The organism is Aquiflexum sp. (assembly GCF_977115555.1).
Map to the genome: position 1 here is coordinate 1 of NZ_CDSBKL010000006.1, position 21,163 is coordinate 21,163.

At 40.9% G+C, this 21,163-nt stretch carries 19 protein-coding genes; 11 read left to right on the plus strand and 8 right to left on the minus strand.

What is annotated here, in order from left to right; translation table 11 throughout:
* The 11 genes from ACZFYI_RS00825 to hisIE all read left to right on the plus strand — a co-directional run.
* Positions 1 to 1,094, plus strand: a 1,094-nt coding sequence (locus ACZFYI_RS00825; protein WP_462522221.1) for an agmatine deiminase family protein, incomplete at its 5' end; no start/stop codon positions are given.
* 57 nt (positions 1,095 to 1,151) lie between these two features.
* Positions 1,152 to 2,495 carry a DUF418 domain-containing protein gene (locus ACZFYI_RS00830; RefSeq protein ID WP_462522222.1) on the plus strand — a complete coding sequence of 448 codons (1,344 nt, stop codon included), beginning with the start codon at positions 1,152 to 1,154 and terminating at the stop codon, positions 2,493 to 2,495.
* 68 nt (positions 2,496 to 2,563) lie between these two features.
* Positions 2,564 to 4,699: a S9 family peptidase gene (locus ACZFYI_RS00835; RefSeq protein ID WP_462522223.1), complete on the plus strand. Its 2,136-nt coding sequence runs from the start codon at positions 2,564 to 2,566 to the stop codon at positions 4,697 to 4,699.
* A gap of 222 nt (positions 4,700 to 4,921) precedes the next feature.
* Positions 4,922 to 5,707, plus strand: coding sequence for an SDR family NAD(P)-dependent oxidoreductase (locus ACZFYI_RS00840; protein WP_462522224.1), 786 nt, complete (start codon positions 4,922 to 4,924; stop codon positions 5,705 to 5,707).
* Positions 5,708 to 5,770: 63 nt separating this feature from the next.
* Entirely contained in the window at positions 5,771 to 6,859 is a 1,089-nt protein-coding gene (locus ACZFYI_RS00845) for an efflux RND transporter periplasmic adaptor subunit (RefSeq protein ID WP_462522225.1), read from the plus strand.
* The gene (locus ACZFYI_RS00850) at positions 6,856 to 8,115 is read left to right on the plus strand and encodes an ABC transporter permease (RefSeq protein WP_462522226.1); all 1,260 of its coding nucleotides are present in this window, start codon (positions 6,856 to 6,858) and stop codon (positions 8,113 to 8,115) included. The genes ACZFYI_RS00845 and ACZFYI_RS00850 overlap by 4 nt, the downstream gene beginning before the upstream one ends.
* Positions 8,116 to 8,469: 354 nt before the next feature.
* Positions 8,470 to 9,153 (plus strand): ABC transporter ATP-binding protein, encoded by a 684-nt coding sequence (locus tag ACZFYI_RS00855; protein WP_462522227.1) that lies wholly within the window; start codon positions 8,470 to 8,472, stop codon positions 9,151 to 9,153.
* Between the two features lie 79 nt (positions 9,154 to 9,232).
* Positions 9,233 to 10,327, plus strand: a complete 1,095-nt coding sequence (locus ACZFYI_RS00860; RefSeq protein WP_462522228.1) for a serine hydrolase domain-containing protein — start codon at positions 9,233 to 9,235, stop codon at positions 10,325 to 10,327.
* A gap of 54 nt (positions 10,328 to 10,381) precedes the next feature.
* A complete protein-coding gene (locus ACZFYI_RS00865) occupies positions 10,382 to 11,800 on the plus strand; it encodes a Glu/Leu/Phe/Val family dehydrogenase (RefSeq protein ID WP_462522229.1) in 1,419 nt (472 codons plus the stop codon).
* A gap of 151 nt (positions 11,801 to 11,951) precedes the next feature.
* Complete coding sequence (hisF, locus tag ACZFYI_RS00870) at positions 11,952 to 12,707, plus strand: imidazole glycerol phosphate synthase subunit HisF (RefSeq protein WP_462522230.1); 756 nt, start codon at positions 11,952 to 11,954, stop codon at positions 12,705 to 12,707.
* A 137-nt stretch (positions 12,708 to 12,844) separates the two neighbouring features.
* Positions 12,845 to 13,456 carry a bifunctional phosphoribosyl-AMP cyclohydrolase/phosphoribosyl-ATP diphosphatase HisIE gene (hisIE, locus tag ACZFYI_RS00875; protein WP_462522231.1) on the plus strand — a complete coding sequence of 204 codons (612 nt, stop codon included), beginning with the start codon at positions 12,845 to 12,847 and terminating at the stop codon, positions 13,454 to 13,456.
* 128 nt (positions 13,457 to 13,584) lie between these two features.
* On the opposite strand, the gene ACZFYI_RS00880 is transcribed toward hisIE, so the two are convergent.
* The 8 genes from ACZFYI_RS00880 to ACZFYI_RS00915 all read right to left on the minus strand — a co-directional run bounded on the left by ACZFYI_RS00880 (position 13,585) and on the right by ACZFYI_RS00915 (position 21,134).
* The gene (locus ACZFYI_RS00880; protein WP_462522232.1) at positions 13,585 to 14,421 is read right to left on the minus strand and encodes a DUF6671 family protein; all 837 of its coding nucleotides are present in this window, start codon (positions 14,419 to 14,421) and stop codon (positions 13,585 to 13,587) included.
* Positions 14,422 to 14,435: 14 nt separating this feature from the next.
* The gene (locus ACZFYI_RS00885) at positions 14,436 to 15,782 is read right to left on the minus strand and encodes a dihydroorotase (RefSeq protein WP_462522233.1); all 1,347 of its coding nucleotides are present in this window, start codon (positions 15,780 to 15,782) and stop codon (positions 14,436 to 14,438) included.
* A gap of 210 nt (positions 15,783 to 15,992) precedes the next feature.
* Positions 15,993 to 16,271 carry a hypothetical protein gene (locus ACZFYI_RS00890; protein WP_462522234.1) on the minus strand — a complete coding sequence of 93 codons (279 nt, stop codon included), beginning with the start codon at positions 16,269 to 16,271 and terminating at the stop codon, positions 15,993 to 15,995.
* A gap of 118 nt (positions 16,272 to 16,389) precedes the next feature.
* The gene (locus ACZFYI_RS00895; protein ID WP_462522235.1) at positions 16,390 to 16,935 is read right to left on the minus strand and encodes a GNAT family N-acetyltransferase; all 546 of its coding nucleotides are present in this window, start codon (positions 16,933 to 16,935) and stop codon (positions 16,390 to 16,392) included.
* A gap of 43 nt (positions 16,936 to 16,978) precedes the next feature.
* Positions 16,979 to 17,974, minus strand: coding sequence for a bestrophin family protein (locus ACZFYI_RS00900; protein ID WP_462522236.1), 996 nt, complete (start codon positions 17,972 to 17,974; stop codon positions 16,979 to 16,981).
* A 74-nt stretch (positions 17,975 to 18,048) separates the two neighbouring features.
* Complete coding sequence (locus tag ACZFYI_RS00905; protein WP_462522237.1) at positions 18,049 to 18,882, minus strand: hypothetical protein; 834 nt, start codon at positions 18,880 to 18,882, stop codon at positions 18,049 to 18,051.
* 3 nt (positions 18,883 to 18,885) lie between these two features.
* Entirely contained in the window at positions 18,886 to 19,836 is a 951-nt protein-coding gene (locus ACZFYI_RS00910) for a Smr/MutS family protein (protein WP_462522238.1), read from the minus strand.
* A complete protein-coding gene (locus tag ACZFYI_RS00915) occupies positions 19,833 to 21,134 on the minus strand; it encodes a cryptochrome/photolyase family protein (RefSeq protein WP_462522239.1) in 1,302 nt (433 codons plus the stop codon). The genes ACZFYI_RS00910 and ACZFYI_RS00915 overlap by 4 nt, the downstream gene beginning before the upstream one ends.
* Between the last annotated feature and the right edge of the window lie 29 nt (positions 21,135 to 21,163).

Here is a 21,163-nt window from a genome sequence, read left to right on the forward strand (position 1 = left end):
GGGTGACTTCTGATAGCTTGGCTGACAATGCCCGAAGTTTTTTGAGTAAGCTTCAAGTGCCCATGGATAGGGTAGAGATAGCTGTGATTGCTGCTGATAAGGTTTTTTGGTCAAGGGACAGCGCACCGGCTTTTGTTATCAACAGATTAGGCGAAAGAAAAGCCATTGATTTCAACCACACAGGTTTTTTTAGGTATATCAAAAGGCAAACAGACATGGCCGCTGATTCTGCTACAGTGGCAAAAACGATCAAAGAAACTCATTTGATGATGCAGATTGACAGTTTGGTGGCTGTGGAGAAAAATGAGGTTTTGGATAAATCCTGGATGTTTATCGAAGGAGGTGCTTTTGATGTCAATGGCAAAGGGTCGCTTTTAGTCTCAGAATCCTTTTTGTTCAGAAATATTTCTGATGAGATGCGGGATACTTTGACCAAAAAACATTTTGAAGAGGAGTTTAACAGGACCTTGGGAGTAAGTAATGTGATTTGGCTTTCTGATGGATTGGCGGAAGACAGCGGTGGAGGATTTTTTGGAAAATATACTTCAAGCGGTACCAATGGGCATACAGATGAATTTGCCAGGTTTATAAATCCAAACACTATTCTTTTGGCATGGGTGGATGAAGAAGAAAAGAACCTCAATCCTATCAAAATGGCCACTCATGAACGGATGAACCGAAATTATGAAATCCTCAAAAATGCAAAAGACCAGGATGGCAGGCCTTTTAATGTCATCAAATTACCAATGCCTGACCATGTGATTGAAGACAGGGTTTTGAATGCTCAGATATTGTCCAAAGACGGGGTACGTAAATTTTATGAAAATAATGGTTTTGTAGAGGGGGATACATTGAAGTTTGTGGCGGCTACGAGTTATATGAATTTTCTTTTCACAAATGACAAAATCATCATTCCGTCTTATACTGCCCAAGGAAGTTCTGTCGACAAGGAAAAACAAGTCGAACAGATTTTTAGAGAACTTCACCCTGATAAAAAATTGGTATTTATTGACGCCACCTATGTCAATGCAAATGGTGGAGGCATTCATTGTATGACAAGACAAGTGCCTAAGAAAATCTTCAGTGTAGAGTGATCAAATCAATATTTGAAAAACAAAAATTCTCCCTTTTTGACTCATAACATCCGTACCATGAAATTAGAAACCACCACCGAAACTGAATTTGTTGATAACTCAGCAAAACCCACTGTCCTTACTGATAGGATCGACATCATTGACATTATCCGAGGCGTTGCCCTTTTGGGGATTTTACTTTTGAATATCCCTTATTTTGCCATGCCCGAGTACTTTGATGAAGCTTGGGTACAGGATACTTCCAATACCAATTTTTGGGTAAATGCCGTCAATACCGTTTTCTTTGAAGGAAAGATGAGAGCGCTCTTCTCCATGGTTTTTGGGGCAGGGATCATTCTTTTTACAACAAACAAAGAAAAAGCAGGAAAGTCAGCCACCTGGCTTTTTTACAAAAGAATGATCTGGTTGACCATATTTGGATTGATTCATGCACATATCCTTTTGTGGATCGGAGATATCCTTTATTACTATGGAGTAATTGGGATGCTGGCTTTTTTGTTCAGAAAAATGAAACCCAAGTACCTTGCTTTGGGTGTTCCGATCGTGGCGATAATCGGTTTTGTGGCCAATACGCTGTTTATGCAAAATATCAGGGGAACATATCTGGAATACAAAGAAGTGAAAACACTGCAGGATCAGGGAATAGCGCTCAGTCCCGAACAGGATTCCATCGTCATGGAATGGACAGAAATCCAAAAAGAATTTATCCCTAATAAAGAGGAGGCGGCCGAACATACTGTTTTGATGAAAGGAAGCTACTCGGATGTGGCGAGCTACATCCGCCCAAAATCATGGGATGGTCAGTTTAAGTACCTGATTTTTAGCATTTGGGACATGCTTGCCCTGATGATGTTGGGTATAGCGCTCTATAAATGGGGTTTTTTGACGCTCAAATGGACCAAAGCCCAATACAAAAAAACAGTACTGATCGGCTATGGAATCGGTCTTCCTTTGGTGATTTTCTCTTTTGTATACAATACCATCCATTTTCCCAATGTGGAAGCAGGATTGAAATATATAGAAGAACATTCCATCAATTGGGTTGCTTTGATTTACGATTTTCAGCGGATTGCGATCATGATGGCGCATGTAGCTTTGGTGATGTTGGTCTATCAGGCAGGATACCTTACGAGGTTGATGAATGGGCTGAGGGCAGTGGGTCAGATGGCATTTACCAATTATATCATGCATACTGTGATTTGTAGCTTGGTGTTTTTCGGATATGGTCTTAACCAATTTGCCGAATGGCAGTATTACCAGCTCTATTATCTGGTGATCGGGATCTGGATTTTACAACTGTTATTTAGTCCGATTTGGCTGAAATATTTCCTTTTCGGTCCTTTGGAATGGCTATGGAGATGCCTTACTTATGGCAGGATTCAGCCTTTTGTAAGAAAATAGACAGCCAAAAAATAGCAATGTATCCCTATTATCATTTCCCTATATTTGCGAACTATTCTCTAGCTGCTATGAATAAATCAATCCAAACCATTTTAATTATCCTCACAGGAATGAGTATCGCATGTTCTCAACAAAAGCCGGAATTCACTTTGCCGGATGTAGCACCCCCTTTGGCTACAGTCAAACCATTTGAAATCACCGCCAAACACGGCCACAAAAGAACCGATAATTATTATTGGCTCAATGACCGTGAAAACCCTGAAGTCATCGATTATCTGAAAGCTGAAAATGCCTATCTGGATACTATGATGGCACATACCAAAGGTTTTCAGGAGCAATTGTTCAATGAATTGCGGGCAAGAATCAAGGAAGACGATTCTTCTGTTCCTTACAGATTGGATGATTATTATTACTACACCCGCTATGTGGAAGGAGGAGAATACCCGATTTATGCAAGGAAAAAGGGATCTCTCGAAGGTGCAGAAGAAATCATCATGGATGGAAATGAGCTGGGCAAAGGAAAATCTTTCCTCAACTTTTTCACTTCAGTGAGTCCTGACCACAACCTTGCTGCCATCATCATGGACACGGTGGGCAGGAATTTTTATACCGTCATGATCAAAGACCTCCGTACCGGAGAAATGCTCCCTGACAGAATCGAAAATATCAGGAGTTCGGCAGTGTGGACCAATGACAACAAATCCTTTTTTTATTCAATACCTGATCCGGTTACATTAAGAAATTTTCAGGTGAAGCGTCATATCCTAGGCCAAGACCCTTCTAAAGACGAAGTAGTATTTGAGGAAAAAGACCAAACTTTGAGTTGCGGTGTCGGAATTACCAAATCCAAAAAATACATCATCATTGGTTCAGGCCGTACGGATGCCTCTTATGCCATGTTTATGGATGCAGACAATCCCGGCAAACCAAAACTGATTGCTCCGGTACAGGACAATGTTCAGTACAGTGTAGACCATGCTGTAGGAGATAAATTCAATATCTACACCAACCTGAATGCAGTCAATTACCGCTTGGCAGAAGCACCTGTTGCTGATCCGTCTGCGGCCAATTGGAAAGACTTGATTCCCCACAGAGAAGATGTTTTCTTAGAAGGAGTGGAGTATTTCAAAGATTATTACGCCGTGCAGGAAACCATAGAAGGCCTCGCCAATATCCGGATCATCAAATGGGCTGACAAGTCTGAGCATCAGATGGTATTCGACGAGCCGGCATATTCAGCCGGAATAGGCTACAATCCCGAGTTTGACACCAAGACTTTGCGCTATTCCTACACTTCCATGACCACGCCAAATTCGACCTACGACTATGACATGGAAACCAAGGAAAAAACCTTGATGAAAGAACAGCCGGTTTTGGGGGATTTCAACAAAGCCAACTACAAGACAGAAAGGATCATGGTTCCTTCACGTGACGGAAAGCGTATTCCAATGTCTATTGTTTATAGAATTGATCAATTCAAGAAAGACGGAACATCACCGGGTTGGATTTACGGCTATGGCTCTTATGGCGCTTCCATGGATGCTTATTTCAGCAGTTCAAGGTTGAGTCTATTGGACAGAGGTTTCGTGTATGCCATTGCCCATGTGCGTGGCGGTCAGGAAATGGGAGGAGATTGGTATGAGGATGGCAAAATGATGAACAAGAAGAATACCTTCAATGACTTCATTGATTGCTCCAAATGGCTTCAGGACAACCAATATGTCGCCAAAGACAAGCTATTTGCATCAGGCGGAAGCGCTGGAGGATTGCTGATGGGAGCAGTTGCAAATATGGCGCCTGAGTTATATAGAGGCATTGTAGCAGATGTTGCATTCGTGGACGTGATTACCACCATGATGGATGAGACGATTCCTTTAACTACTTTCGAGTGGCTGGAATGGGGCAATCCAAACATTCAGGAGCAATATGAATACATGCTTTCCTATTCTCCTTATGACAATGTGGAAGCTAAGGATTATCCCAATATTCTTGCCACAACAGGATTACACGATTCTCAGGTCCAATATTGGGAACCTGCCAAATGGGTAGCCTTGCTACGTACCAAAAAGACAGATAATAACCGCCTTTTCCTCAAAACCAATATGGATGCAGGACATGGTGGTGCCAGCGGCAGGTTTGAGAGCCTGAAAGAATTGGCATTGGAGTATGCATTTGTCTTCGATATTCTTGGGATTACAAAATGATCAAAATGAAATACGCTCAATTTCAGATTTTCTCCTTTTTGGAGTTTTGACCTAGAGCGAAATACATTGAAATATGCCTTAGGCGAAATAATTTCAGCATCAATCCTTTAAACCGGGATTGGTGCTTTTTTTTTATCGTTTTATTTAAATTATTTCTACCTTATTCCAAGATTTGAAAATATCAATTCTAAAATCTCCCTTCTACATCTCACAGCTAAAACAATGTTTCAAAACCAAGTCATCTGGATTACAGGCGCTTCCTCAGGATTGGGGAAGTATATGGCCTTTGAATTCGCGAAGCAAGGCGCTAAACTAGCCCTCAGTGCACGAAGGGTTGATAAGTTAGAAGAAGTGTTAAAAATGGTCCAAGAATTGGGAGCTGAGGGAATTGTAGTCCCCTGCGATGTGCTGGAGGAGGAATCCTTAGAGAAAGCGATCAAAGAAGTCATCCGGCATTTCGGTAAAGTAGATGTGGCAATTGCAAATGCAGGTTTTGGGGTATTAGGAAAAATAGAAGAGCTGTCAGCCAAAGACTGGAAAAGGCAATTGGATATCAATGTCACAGGATTGGCTTTGACTTCAAAGTATGCCATCCCTTACCTAAAGGCCTCCCAAGGAAGGTTGGCGTTGATAGGAAGTGTGGCGGCTTATATTCCCAATCCCAAAACCGGTGCTTATGGCGCTTCCAAGGCCGCAGTAAGGTCTATCGGTCAGACCTTGCAGTTGGAACTGAAAGGAACAGGAGTCAGCTGTACAGTCATTCACCCGGGATTTGTGGATTCTGACATTACCCGGGTGGACAATGAGGGAGTCTTTCATGAAGATTACAAAGACCCCCGACCCAAGAACCTGATGTGGCCTACTGATAAAGCAGCACGGGTAATGGTCAAGGCAATTTTTAAACGTAAAAAATCCTTTGTCTTCACGGGACATGGAAAGTTTATCGCTTTTATGGGTCAGCATTTGCCAAAATTGGGAGAGTGGATAATCGGGAAATTGGGGAATTAAGAAAAGTGCAGTAAATATTATTAATAATAATCCTGTAAATTCAGGTCATCAAACCTGTCTCATATGAAATACTTCAATGCTGTTTTTTTAAGTTGTATAGCGGTTTTTACTTTTTCATGTCAATCTACTGAGGAGACTGTTTTTCCAAAAAGAGAAAGTATCTCGGAATCTGTTTACGCCTCAGGACTTATCAAAGCAAAAAACCAATATCAGGCATATGCCAATGCAAGCGGAATTGTTCAGGAGATATTTGTCAGTGAAGGTGATCCGGTAAAAACCGGAAGTCCTATTTTAGTCATAGAAAACGAAACGGCCAGACTGAACAGGGAAAATGCCGAACTGACGAGGGCATTTGCAGACCGAAAGGCAAAACAATCCAGGTTAAGAGACTTGGAAAACAATATCGAAAATGCCCAGAACAAATGGAGAAATGATTCTCTTCTTTTCGAAAGACAAAAGAGATTGCGGGAGCAAGGGGTGGGGTCAGCGGTAGATTTGGAACAAAGACAGTTGGCATTCGAAAATTCACGAAATGCTTACCACAGCGCCAAATTGATCTATCAGGATGTAAAGAGAGAAATAGAATACAACGAGAAAAGTGCCGGCAAAAACCTTTCTATTTCAAAAGCATTGGAGAGTGATTTGGTGCTAAAAAGCGAAATAAATGGAAAGGTTTATGCGCTTTTAAAAGAAAAAGGAGAAATGGTGAATGCCCAAACTCCATTGGCCGTCTTGGGAAGTGCTGATGAGTTTTTATTGGAAATGCAGGTGGACGAATACGATATTGTCAAGGTTAAGTTAGGTCAAAAGATTGTCGTGACGATGGACAGTTACCGCGGACAGACTTTCGAAGCCAAGGTATCCAAAATCAATCCCTTGATGAATGAAGCTTCGAAGAGCTTTTTGGTCGAAGGAGTATTTGTAAATGGACCTACTGTTTTGTATCCAAATCTCACTCTGGAAGCCAATATTGTCATTGAGGTAAAAGAAGATGCACTGATTTTGCCAAGGTCCTTTATCATTGAAGATTCTTTTGTTATCAATGTTGAAGGTGATACCTTAAAGGTCAAGTTGGGACTCAAAGACCTCAAAAAAGCAGAAATATTGGAAGGCATTGACGAGAAGACTGAAGTAATCAAACCTACAAAATGAAATTCTCCCTCATCTTGGAAATCGCAAAGGCGCTGATGATCGCAAGGTTCAAACAAACCATGATAGCAGCGGTAGGGGTGGTATTCAGCATTACCATGTTTGTGGCTTTGTTGGGATTCATGAATGGTTTGAACAAGCTGTTGGATGGCTTGATTCTCAACCGTACCCCACATATCCGTTTTTACAATGAAATCAAGCCTTCAGTCCATCAGCCGATAGACCTAGCTGAGGAATTCAGCAATTTTTATAACATCATCAGGTCTGTTAAGCCCGCTGCCAGCCGCTTGAGTATCTATAACAACGAGGCCATAATCAGAACACTTGAAGAAGACCAAAGAGTATTAGGGGTTGCGCCCAAACTTTCCGCCCAGGTTTTTTACAATGTGGGAACCATTGACATCACCGGAGTCATCAACGGCATAGATGTAGAAGCTGAAAGCAAGCTTTTTGCCTTCACGGATTATGTGACAGCAGGAAATTATTTAGACCTTAAAAACACCTCCAACAGTATTATTTTGGGCAAAGGTGCTGCTGACCGGATGATGGCAGAAATTGGGGATGTGATCCAAGCGACAACCTCGCAGGGCAATCGCGTCCAATTGAAAGTGGTTGGCTATTACCAGTCAGGTTTGGGGGATTTGGACAATGTGCAATCTTACGCCTCCATTGGCACCGTCCAGAAAATGATGGGGGAAACTGCTTCCTACGTGACTGATATCCAAGTCAAATTGAAGGATTTTAACCTTGCCCCAGAAATGGCAAGAGACTACCGGGATATTTTTGGGATAGATGCGGATGACATTCAGACCGTCAATGCGCAGTTTGAAACAGGGACCAACATAAGGACTTTGATCAGCTATGCGGTTGGAATTACCTTGTTGATCGTTTCAGGATTTGGGATATACAATATCCTGAATATGATGATTTATGAAAAAATGGATACAATCGCGATTCTGAAGGCCATCGGTTTTTCCGGAAGGGATGTGAATAATATTTTCATCACCATCGCCCTGACCATCGGTTTTGTAGGTGGAACTATTGGATTGATCCTCGGATTTATGGCCGGATTGGGCATAGAACGGATACCTTTTGAAACTGAAGCCTTGCCCACAGTCAAAACCTTTCCAGTGGATTTTAACCCGAAGTATTATGTCATCGCATCGATATTCAGTATTGTGACAACCTACTTTGCAGGATATTTTCCAGCCCGCAAAGCAAGTGGCGTAGATCCTGTGGAGATAATTAGGGGGAAATAATGAGAGACGAGAGTGGGAAGAGTAAATTCTGAATTAATAATGAAGAATGAAAAAGAGGCGAGAAACGAGAAAAGTTGGCAGTTGGCAGTCACAGTCAGCAATAATAGCGTTAAGTCAAGAAAGAGCCTACACTAGTCATTTCGAAGGAGGTACGACTGAGAAATCTTTTAATAAAAGAAAGAAATGTAAAATAGACCTCTCCTTCGTCGAGGTGACAAGGTAAAGTCTTTGTTGATAAGATTCATTTTCATTTAGAATCTCGGCTTCTCAACCCGATAACCTGGCAGTGCGCAGCAGACAACAAATATAACGACTACAACCATTACAACAACTACAACAATTACAACCACCAACATGCTGGAAACACCTGTCCTAGAAGCACAAAAAGTAAACAAATACTTTTACAGCCCTGATAAAACCCAGGTGCTGAAGGAGGTGACTTTTCAGGTGACCAAAGGCGAGTTTGTGTCCATAATGGGAAAATCCGGTTGTGGGAAATCCACCCTTCTATACATTTTAAGTACCATGGACACGGATTATGAAGGTAAATTATTGATTGATGGTGAGTTGATCACAGGCAAGAGCCCAAGTTTCCTATCAAAAATCCGGAATGAAAAAATCGGATTTGTTTTTCAGTTTCACTATTTGCTCAATGAATTCTCTGTTTTGGAAAATGTCATGATTCCCGGCCTGAAACTCAACAAAAAATCCCGTCCCGAACTCGAGCATATCGCCATGGAAAAGCTCAAGATCTTTGACATGCAGGACCATGCGCTGAAAAAAGCCAACCAACTTTCGGGAGGACAAAAGCAAAGGGTCGCTATCGCCCGCTCCCTGATGAATAACCCGCTGATAATCATGGGGGATGAACCTACAGGAAATCTCGATAAAAAAAACTCAGACATCGTTTTCAATATTTTCAAAGAACTGGCGCAGGAATTCAAACAGACCATGCTTATCGTAACCCATGATTCAGAATTTGCGGAAGGCACAGACAGGATCATCGAAATGGAAGACGGCTATATCATCAAACAATAAAATTGCTTTTTTAAACCATTTTACTCCTGTTTTGTCTAAATTTCAGTTTCTTTTTTATCAAAATCTATCTCAATATCCCATGAAAAATTATCTCTTTTTGATTCTTTTTTTTGCAATCTATTCTTGCCAAGAAAAAGAATCTCCGGATCTCAATCCATCTGGATTGTATTTTCCTCCTTTGTCAGGAAATACTTGGGAAACGATAACGCCTGCTTCACTCAATTGGGATTTGCAAAAATTAGAAGAACTCAAGCAACTACTGAAAAGTAACAGTTCCCGTGCTTTTATCATTCTTAAGGATGGGAAGATCGTCGTGGAAGAATATTTTGGTACAAAAATCAGTGGCGGACAGCCTTTTGATCAAAATTCTTTTTGGTATTGGGCATCCGCAGGGAAGACCTTGACTGCGACCTTGACTGGGATTGCACAGGAAGATGGCAAGCTGGATATCCAAAATCCAAGTTCTAACTATTTGGGGCAAGGATGGACTTCATTGACATCTGCCCAAGAAGGTAAAATCAATGTCTGGCACCAACTCACCATGACCACAGGTCTGGATGATGGAGTGGCAAATAAGGATGATTTTTCTACGGAAAGTTTGGTTTTCAAGGCAGATCCCGGAACCCGTTGGGCATATCATAATGCTCCCTATACCTTATTGGATAAGGTGATAGAAGGGGCCACAAACAAATCTTTCAGCCAATATTTCAGTGAAAAACTAGGATCAAAAATCGGAATGAACGGGACTTGGCAGCGGGTGGATTTCAACAATGTGTTTTTTAGTGACGCAAGGTCCATGGCGAGATTTGGTCTTTTGATATTGGCAAACGGTGACTGGGATGGACAAAGTGTCATCCAAAACAAAAATTACTTGAAAGACATGATCAATACTTCCCAAAGCCTCAATGAAAGCTACGGATATCTTTGGTGGCTCAATGGCAAGGGTAGTTATATGCCTCCGGGAGTTCAAGTAAAAGTTCCTGGTTCCTATGCACCGAATGGTCCGGATGATATGTATTGCGGTTTGGGGAAAAACGGACAGTATGTTTGTGTGGTGCCATCCCAAAATCTTGTCTTGGTAAGGATGGGTGAAAACCCGGATCAGGCTTTGGTTCCCTATGCGTTTTTGGATGATATATGGGGAATCCTGAGAAATATCATTCCCGCCAATTAAGGACTTCAGTCAAATGATTTGTATCTTCGGGGCATAACCAAAATACCAATTTTTATGAGCAAGAAGACCGAATACAGTTTGTTTCAGGATGTTTGTGGATTTGTTGATGAAGCAGCCAAGCACATGGATATCCATCCGGGATTATTGGAGCAGATTAAAGAATGTAACAGTATTTATAAATTTAATTTCCCGATTCGAAATGATGATGGGACATACGAAACCCTGACAGGTTACAGGATACAACATTCCCAACATAAGCTCCCCTGCAAAGGAGGAATCCGGTACAGTGACCATGTCGATGAGGAAGAGGTAAAAGGACTTGCTTCACTCATGACATATAAATGCGCTTTGGTCAACGTACCTTTTGGCGGTGCCAAAGGCGGGGTCAGCATTGACCCAAAAAAATACACTGTTAATCAACTCGAAAGAATTACCCGAAGATACACCTCAGAGCTGATCAAGAAAAAATTCATCGGTCCAGCCATTGATGTCCCCGCTCCTGATTATGGTACAGGGTCTCGCGAAATGGCTTGGATTGTGGATACTTATGAGGCTTTTAACCCGGAGGTCATTAATGCAAAAGGCTGTGTAACCGGAAAGCCACTTTCCCAACATGGAATCGACGGCAGGACAGAAGCGACAGGTCAAGGTGTATTTTTTGGAATCCGTGAGGCAGTGAGTGTGGAAGAAGATATGTCAGCTTTGGGCTTGACTACTGGCCTGAGAGGTAAAACTGTGATTGTCCAAGGTCTTGGTAATGTAGGATTTTATTCTGCCAAATACCTGAGCGAAGCGGGAGCAAAAGTCATAGGAATTGCCGAATGGAATGGCGGTATCTTCGATGAAAAGGGAATCAATATCGAGGCTTTGAAAAAATACCAAACTCAGACAGGTGGCTTTAAAGGCTATTCATCAGGAGAGTTTATCGAGAAAAGCAAAGAATTGCTGACTTATCCATGCGACATTTTGGTGCCTGCAGCTTTGGAAAACCAGATCACCAAAGACAATGCGGCTAAAATCCAAGCCAAGATAATCGGTGAGGCTGCCAATGGACCAGTTACCCAAGAGGCAGAAAAAATATTGCTTGAAAAAGGAGTGATGATCATTCCTGATATGTTTCTCAATGCGGGTGGGGTAACCGTTTCTTATTTTGAATGGCTCAAAAACCTCTCCCGTGTTTCTTTTGGAAAGCTCGAAAAAAGGTATGACCAGGAAAAATATAGAAAGCTGCTTGGTACCATAGAGAACGCTACCGGTGAGGAATTTACAGACGAGGAAAAAGACCAGTTGATCCAAGGAGCTTCCGAAAGGGACTTGGTACTTTCAGGTTTGGAAGAGACCATGGTCAATGCATATCATTCAATGAATAAAGTGAGGCAGGAAAAAAACATCAAAAGCCTGAGAACAGCCGGATTCATATTGGCATTGGAGAGAATTTCGGTCAGCTATATGGATCTTGGAATTTTTCCATGATCAATTTTGGTTAAAAGGGAAAAGTTATTGAATTAATGGGATTTGATTCAAAGGTTGGAAAGTTGAGACCTACCAATTTTTGTGCCTAATTCTAGGTTCTTTTTTCTTCCCTCTCTTGTCTCATGTATCCAGTCTTTTGTCTTAAAAAAAAATGTTAACAAAAAGAATAATCCCCTGCCTCGATATCAAAGACGGCAGAACAGTCAAGGGAGTAAATTTTGTTCAGTTGCGGGATGCGGGAGATCCGGTGGAATTGGCAAAAATCTACTCAGATGAAGGTGCAGACGAACTGGTTTTTTTGGATATCACTGCTACTGTCGACAAACGCAAAACTTTGGCTGAACTGGTGACCAAAATTGCCAAAGCAATAAATATTCCATTCACTGTCGGTGGTGGGATATCCACAGTGGAGGATGTGAAAGTCCTTCTCAATGCAGGGGCGGATAAAATCTCGATCAATTCTGCCGCTGTCAACAACCCACAGATTATCAATGACATGGCTTTGGAATTTGGCAGTCAGTGTGTCGTGGTGGCCATAGATACTCGGAATGTCGATGGAATAGACTTTGTGCATACGCACGGTGGAAGGAAACCGACTTTACTCCAAACCCAAGCTTGGGCAAAGGAAGTCTGCGACAGAGGTGCAGGAGAGATTTTACTGACTTCAATGGACCATGACGGAACAAAGGGAGGATTTGCCAATGAGATCACAGCCGAGATTTCCGCCATGCTTTCTATTCCTGTCATCGCCTCCGGAGGGGCGGGAAACAGTGAACATTTCAAAGATGTGTTTACCTTTGGCAAGGCGGATGCTGCATTGGCAGCAAGTATCTTCCATTTTAAAGAGATCCCAATTCCTGGACTCAAAGCCTATTTGAATTCAGAAGGAATATCTATAAGAAATTAAAAACTGAAATAAGGTTGAAATAGACTTCATGAAATAAATTGAAAAAACGTCTCCAACCGACCTATTTCCATGTGTTTCTATTTTATTTCAACCATATTTCAGATTACCCATAAAATAAAAATCACCAGAAAATAATAATGAATAACCTAAATATAGATTTTGATAAAGTTGGAGGATTGATACCTGCAATCATACAGGATGAAGAAACATCTGCGGTACTTATGCTTGGGTACATGAATCAAGAGGCTATAGATCTTACCATTTCTTCCAAAAAAGTCACTTTTTACAGCCGGACCAAAGAGAGGCTTTGGACCAAAGGAGAAACATCCGGCAATTTCCTGATGCTAAAATCTATCAAATTGGACTGTGACAATGACACGCTTTTGGTCCGCGTCAATCCTGTCGGTCCTGTTTGCCACAAAGGTGATGATACCTGTTGGGCTGAGAAAAACAGCAGCAAAACACTGTTTATCGACCAACTGCGGGAAATCATCAAAGACCGGAAAAACAACCCAACCGAAAAATCCTATACCGCCTCGCTCTTTGCAAAAGGCATCAACAAGATCGCTCAGAAGGTAGGAGAGGAGGCAGTGGAAATCGTCATTGAAGCCAAAGATGACAACAAGGATTTATTTTTAGGAGAAGCTGCTGACTTGCTTTTTCATTACCTCATCCTTTTAGAAGCCAAAGAAATTGAATTGGATGAAGTGATGGAAGTGCTGATAAAGAGGCATAACAGAAAACAATAAAACAGGCCTTTCAACTATCTGAAGTCGTTGAAATTAATTTTAAAAAAACTGATGGGTTAAAAAATCCTGACAGATATTTTTCCGATCCTATTGAAAAAAATAAGATTTCTCCTTTCTGCCCTCTGATATCAGGGATTACAAAAATCACAATACATCGGGTCTTCCTGAACTTTGTGGTGGGGAAACATTTCTTCTTCTGAATAGTGGCAATGAAGACATTGGCGGATAAAGGCAAGTGTAGATTGTGTAGGGGATCCGCATAAGCTACATTTTAACCCTCTTTTAGTATCTGTAATTCCAAACCCCGGAGTATCGCATTGGGGGCATAAAGAATTGATTTTGTCCAATAATTTTTTTGTGGCAGTTTTAATGACACCCATCCGGGTGGGGTTAAATAAGGATCTCATATCGGTTTCTACATATGAAGAACCATATTTTTCCATCAGGTTTTTGAACACATCCCTTAATCGCTTTTCATCCGAAAGACCTTTAAAAATAACTGATTTTTCTTCCTTGCCCTTGCGTAGAATAAGACCATGGGATGGAAAACCAACCGAATCGGCAAATTCAAAAAGAGCCTCCTCTGTTTTGATTTCTTTGCCGTCAAAATTTGTTTCGGTACTAAGTTCCCTGCTGATGATTTCCAGTCCGTTTTTTTTATCAATAAAAATCAGGAATTCTTCATCGGCATTGACAAAAAACAGTGATGGATGTAGACCAAACGAGCCTTCACTTGCAATGCCCAAATCGCAACCTGTCATTTCCATTGCCATGAGGCATTTTTGCCTGGCAGTACTTATGGGATCAAGTTTACGGTCAATTTCACCGGTAAATGTGCCAAAAATATCAGAATCAAAATTTTTATCAACAAAACAGGAAACCCCCAAAGCTTTTTCTGCCAAAGGAGCAATTACACTTTCCTTTTCATGTTTGGTGGCAATGATTAATCTTCGACCTTTGAACATGGTGGATTCATTTTCTAATTTTCCTGAACAGTGAGTGCCTGACCTTTTTTTGATTCAAAAAATGTCCCCTGATCAAAAACCAAATTTCCATTTACAAAAGTTTTTATGACTTTGGTATGGAAAGTCGTTTCTTCCAAAGGAGACCATCCACATTTGTAAAGGAGATTTTCTTTGGAAACCGTCCAATCTGAATGGAGATCAACCAAAGTTAAATCTGCAGAAAAGCCTTCTCTGATAAAACCTCTTTTTTTGATTTTATAAAGGATTGCAGGGTTATGGCACATCTTTTCAACAATTTTCTCCAAAGAAATAAGACCTTGTTTATAAAATTCCAACATACAATTTAACGAATGTTGTACCAAGGGAGCTCCGGACATGGATTGAAAATAAGGTTTCAACTTTTCTTCTAATGTATGGGGAGCATGGTCTGTGGTGATAATATCGATTCTATCATCCAATAAAGCCTTCAAAAGACCCTTTTTATCTTTCTCGGTTTTTATGGCAGGGTTCCATTTGATCAATTTACCTAATCTTTTGTAGTCTTTGTCACAAAACCATAAATGATGGACCGAGACTTCTGTTGTTATATTTTTTTGAGGCAAAGGAATATCATTGCGAAAAAGATGGGTCTCAGCTTCCGTGGTCAAATGCAGGATATGAAGCCTTGCTTTATACTTATTAGCAATATCAATCGCTCTTTTGGTTGCTTCATAACAAGCTTTTTCACTCCGGATCAGGGGATGAAATTCCACAGGGACATCTTCACCGAATTTTTCGCGGTAGATATTTTCATTCTCTTCTACGATTTGTTCCTTTTCAGAATGTATGGCAATGATTGATTTGCAATTGGCAAACAGCTTCTCCATTATTTCAGGATTGTCTGCGAGAAGGTTTCCTTTTTTGGTAAAATAAAGGCCGTCATCAGAGACCCCCAAAAGTTTAGAAGTATCAAGTGCGAGGACCTCATCAAGGTTGTCCCCATTGACTCCGAGAAAAAACCCAAAGTTAGCAAGTGATTTCTCTGAAGCGATCCTGTATTTTTCATTTAGTATCTCAATATTCAACACATTCGGAAAAGTATTGGGCATATCTATGAAGGAGGTAACTCCTCCTGCAACAGCAGCTTTGCTTTCTGTGTATAAATCTCCTTTGTGGGTAAGACCGGGGTCACGGAAATGGACCTGTCCATCAATAATTCCCGGAAACAAAAACTTGCCTGTTCCGTCAATCACATTTCCTGTCCCGGATTCATTTAAATGTCCGATTTTTTGAATGATGCCTTTGTCTATAAGCAAGTCGGAAACGGTTATTTGACCCTCATTTACGATGCTGACATTTTTTATCAAAGTTGTTTCTGACATTTTATCCTGATTTAGGTGATCGGTTTGTTGGAATCTGTTGCCGGTTATTTTTTGGTAAGCAAAGAAATAGGAAAGCTGAATTAATTCCAAAGGGAGCAACTTTGATAGATTTGTTGGTTTTAGATTTGCAAATAGATTTAAAAAATTAAACGTTCTTTTGATTTTCGGATTTTATTCCCACAAAATCCTGCCTGATTTTCAGTAAAACCGCTATCTGTTTTTATTCAGAATCTCCCTTGAATCTTGAAGAACAATGACCAAGAATACCAGCAAGCCCAGTGCTCCCGTGGGTAAAGTGATGAAAGTGAAAAAGGGGAGAACCATCCAGCCACAATTGCTTTCATTGCAGGGTTCGCCTGTCGAAAGTTCTGTAAGGTAACTTCCAAGGACTCCTATGAGATAAGGAGAAAGTGCAAAAAAAACAATAGCCACGAACCAAACCGGCAACCGGGTAAAGTAATGTAGTTTTCTTTTTATGATTTTGGGCATAAATGGACTTATACAATTTCAGGCTTAGAATTCTCTGTTTTGTCCCACAGAATTATTTATAAAGATGGAGATTTTTTGAAGATTGAAATAGGTAGAAGGTTAGAACGCGGTATGGATTTTACCAATCCCAAGCCACAATAATCCAAACTTCCCCGTCTTCATTGGGATAGCGGCTGAGTTCGCGGAAGCCGACCCTGTAGTGGGCGGCAAGTGACCGGTAGTTGCGCTCAGAGATTTCTGTGATGGCAAAGTCAAAATTTTTGCCGTGCACTTCATGGTATAATTCGTAGCATTGGTCAAAAATGCCCATTCCTCTATAATCCTTTGCGACAGCAACTTGACCAACCACAATGTAATTGTAGGCTGAGAGTGGAGTCCCGTTGACTTCGATTTCGTCAAACTGCTCAAACATCGGGATCAACATCGAAATGTCGTACCTGCTTTCGACTGTCATTCCAAGGATGTAAGCCACCACCAATTCACCATCTTTGGCTATGATATGCGGTGCAAACGAATTCATTTTTGCAAGGTCCTCTACGCTGTGCTCCGCAAAGACAAAACCCTGATCGAGGGAATCGAGATTTTTAATGTGGTTTTCTTGTTGGAGTTCAAGGATGCCGACAAATTCCTCGTAGGTTTCGGCTGTTTTGAATTGGAGTGACATAGGAAAAAACCACAGACTTCTAGCTGTCAATGGTGCTGTGAATTTACATCAAAAACCCATTCTCGACAGGATAAGGCATGGGAATATTTTCGTCGTCTAGCATTTCCCTTAGGTCGATTTCTATTTCTCTGGTAATGGATGAAATCGGAACATCATTATAGGCACCTTCAAAGGGATTTTCAGAATAATCCCCGATTCTTTCCATCAGGAAGAATATCCAAATGATCATCCCTGAAAATGGAATGGTCATCCAAATCCATAATGCTTCGGATGCCAAAAAAATATCCAGCAACCCAAAAGGAATCATTGCACAGAAAACATATGTCATCCAGAGGGCCACAGAGGCATATTGTCGTGGAAGTGGAAAATTCTTTATCCGCTCGGACATGCCTTGATGGTCATATAACCTTCCTATCAACTGGTGAAACCAAACCTGTTTGAAGTCCGTGATCAATCCTTTTGCTTTCAATTCAATGAGGGCCTCAGATTGTCTTTTCAGAATTTGAGAAGGGATATTTGTTTTGGTTTTGTAAAGCTGTAACTCAGATTCGGAAAGGTATTGTTGCAATTCTTTGTCAAGACCATTGTTTAGGATTTCAGAATAAGTAGGTACAAACACGATGTTTTTTGGACCGAATTTATGCTCCCAACTTTTGGGTATTCTTAGGGTATAGCGGAGTGATATTACCCATGCCAGGTGTCTGTAAATGATGGTTTTCTTGATGGCTTCGCTATTTTCATCAGGATTTTCATTTAACAAAGAAAGAATTGCGGTGGCGAAGGTCCTGCTGTCATTTACAATTGCAGCCCAGATCTTGCGTGACTCCCAGGTCCTGTCATAGGAAGAGTTGTTTTTGAAACCTAGGTAAAAAGAGACAGCGATACCGATGATGCTGATGGGTTCCCAAGGCAAGGTGAATTTGACCTCTGTGATTTGATAAAGGATTGTTATAGCCGCTGCATAAGCACTTCCATAATAAAAAGGTTTCTTTGACCATTTGAATGTCATCCATAAGCTGTAATTCCTATTTACATACATAAGGGTTTGGCTTTATTTCTTTCAAAAATCAATTGACTGTCAATGGAATTCAGTTTTTTCAAATATCCTGTTTCTTAATCCAAAATCCTCTCGAATAGCTCCCGGCATTTGGCTTCTACTTTGTTGGTATTTGTTCTTTTATTTTGTTGCAATGAAGCTAAAAGATCGATGTATTTTTTGGAAATATTTTCTTTGTCAGTCAAAAATCCTGTCAAATGCTGTAAAAACAGGTGGTTTTCATACCAGGACAAGAGATCCTTTTGGAGCTCGTTCATCCTTCCATGTACCTCTTTGACAAAAATTGGGTTGAAGCCTGATTCAATCCGTAGGTTTTCCAAAGCGGTAATGATACGGATTCCTTCATAAATATCTTTCAGGGCTTTGGTATCCAATTTGGTTTTATTGTCAAGATTGAAAAATTCCAATTCCTCGCTGATGATCTGGGTCGTGGCGGTATTGATCATCAATGGCTTCAAGCCTTTGCTGTACCGATATACAGAATCATAAAGTTCATCCCAAATTTGCAATGGGGCTGAGACAATCAAGTCGTATACTTCAGCATAAATCTTGTTTTTTTCTGATTCCAGCGCTTTTGTATAGGAATTGAATACGACATTATCCCTCATTTTGACAGACTCCATTTGCCTCATGATCATCTTGAGGTGTTTGGTTTTCTTCAGTCCTTTAAAGATTTTTTTGAAAGGAGAAAAAAGTTGGAATTTGAGGTTTTCCTCCTTGAAATGGATGCGTGAAAGGAAGTCCACGTAGATTTCGAGGAAGATCATTTTCTGCTCCAATTCGATCGATTTTTTTCCCCTGTACCTTTTGCTCAAAGATAAAAAAGCTGATTTGGCGTCTTCAAACTGCTGCGTGAACAACCTGAAAATGGGGGAAACCTTTCCTTGCATGGCTTAAGAGATTCTGACCAATGTTGCGCCGTATCCAAACCGGCTTTTTTGTGTGTCCTGAAAATACTTAATATTTCCCAAATGGCTCAAATACTTATGTATTTCTTTTCGGAGAACGCCGTTGCCGATGCCATGGATAAAGGTGATTTCATCCATTCCGGAAGCGATGGCGTAATTGAGGTTTTTTTCAAAAGTCTCCATTTGTAGCCGGATCATTTCACTGTTGCTCATCAATGAATGATCCTTGGTAAGCTGTTCTATATGTAGGTCAATTTCCTTTGGTGGTTTGGGAAATTTTAAAACCGGAGTGGTTTTTTCAGTATTCAGCTGTTCATTCAGTTTTTGGATGTCAATTTCTTTGGTCTGATCGGAAAGTTTGAAAACATACCCGCTTTTGTCCAACACGGGTGCGGTTCCCCTGCTTTTGAAAAATGTGGAGGCTTTGAATTTTAGCCTTCTCTCAAAAGAAGGTTCCATCTTTTCGATTTTGGGATAGATTGGGAAAAACTGCACCAGAAGCGTGGGCCAATCTTCGAAATCATGTATCGATTTTTCACCTAATTTCTGGGAAGTTTTTCTTTTCAGCAATCCTGAAAAAACGGTTTGGCCATTACCCCCATAGACCGCAGTGGCCATAAGAAGATAGTCCCGGTCTGTGTTGTTGCTGATATAGATGCTGTGGTCCTTGTCATTGAGAGGAAGGTATGCCAAAAATAAGCCGTCTTCTTTAGAGGTTTTTACTTTTGCAAAGTTGCCGGGCTGCTCGGCGGTAATTTCCTTTGAACCGCCGAAATACTGCTTTTCGGCACTTGAAATGACCACAATCTCGTTTTTCATGGCTGGAATCCGGAAACCGTCCTCAATCTCTACTTCCACGCGACCACTTCCTGATATTTTTACGATTACTCCTTCTTCGTTGCCGTGAAGCAGACGGACTTTGTCTCCTATGTTCATGTATTCAGTGCTGTTTTATAAGTTTCTATGGCCCTTTCTCTCGCAAATTTATGCTCGACCATAGGTTTTGGGTATTTAGATGTACCAAATTCGGGTACCCATTTTTTGATGTAACGGAGGTCTTTGTCAAACTTCTCGGTTTGGGATTCTGGATTGAAAACCCTAAAGTAAGGTTGTGCATCAGTCCCTGTCCCTGCAGCCCATTGCCAACCCCCATTGTTGGAGGCCAGTTCAAAATCCAGTAATTTTTTCGCAAAGTACGCTTCTCCCCATCGCCAATCAATCAAAAGATGTTTGGTGAGAAAACTAGCAACGATCATTCTGACCCTATTGTGCATAAATCCGGTAGCGTTGAGCTCCCGCATACCTGCGTCGACGATAGGATATCCGGTCATTCCTTCACACCATTTTTCAAAATCTTCCTCATTGGTTCTCCAGGGGATGTGGTCATATTTTGGCTTGAAGGCATGGTCTGTCACCTGAGGATTGTGATGGAGGATCATCATGTAAAATTCCCTCCAGATCAATTCATTCAGATAGGTGGCATTGAGTTTTGAGGCTTCCAAAGCGAGTTTTCTTACGCTGATGGTGCCAAACCTCAAGTGGATGCCAAGCCTTGAAGTTCCTTTGATACCGGGAAAATTTCTCTGTGAATCGTATTTTTGGATCAGAGGCTTATCGATTTCCAAAGGAGGGATCTGAATATCTGATTTTTCAAAACCCATTTCTTCCAATCCAATAACAGGAAGGGGAGGAGTCTGGAAGAAGTTGTTCTTTTCCGGATCTAGACCTACAATTTGTAAAGATGCCTTGGTGAATTTTTCCAACCAAACTCTGCTATATGGCGTGAAGACTTTGTAAAACTCCCCACTGCCATTGACGATTTCTTCCTTTTCGAAGATGACCTGATCTTTGAAATCCAAAAACTGGATTTCTTTTTCCCTTAGTAAGTCTTTGATTGAATGGTCTCGATCTTTTGCATAAGGCTCATAGTCACGGTTGGTATAGACATTTTGGATGTCATATTCGGCCAAAAGTTGGCGGTAGATTTCAATCGGTTTGCCGTATTTCACCAAAATAGAACTTCCAAAAGTTCTTAATTCCTCCCTTAATTTTAAAACTTGGGAATGGATAAATTCTACTCGCGCATCTTTTTTGTCTTCCAGTTTGTCAAGAATATCCCTGTCAAAGATAAACAGAGGCAATACATTTTTTTCTTGCGTGAAGGCATAGTACAGACCGGTATTGTCTTCCAATCTTAAATCTCTCCTGAACCAAAATAGGCTGATTTTTTCCATATTGTTAGTATCATTTCAGGTATCAATAT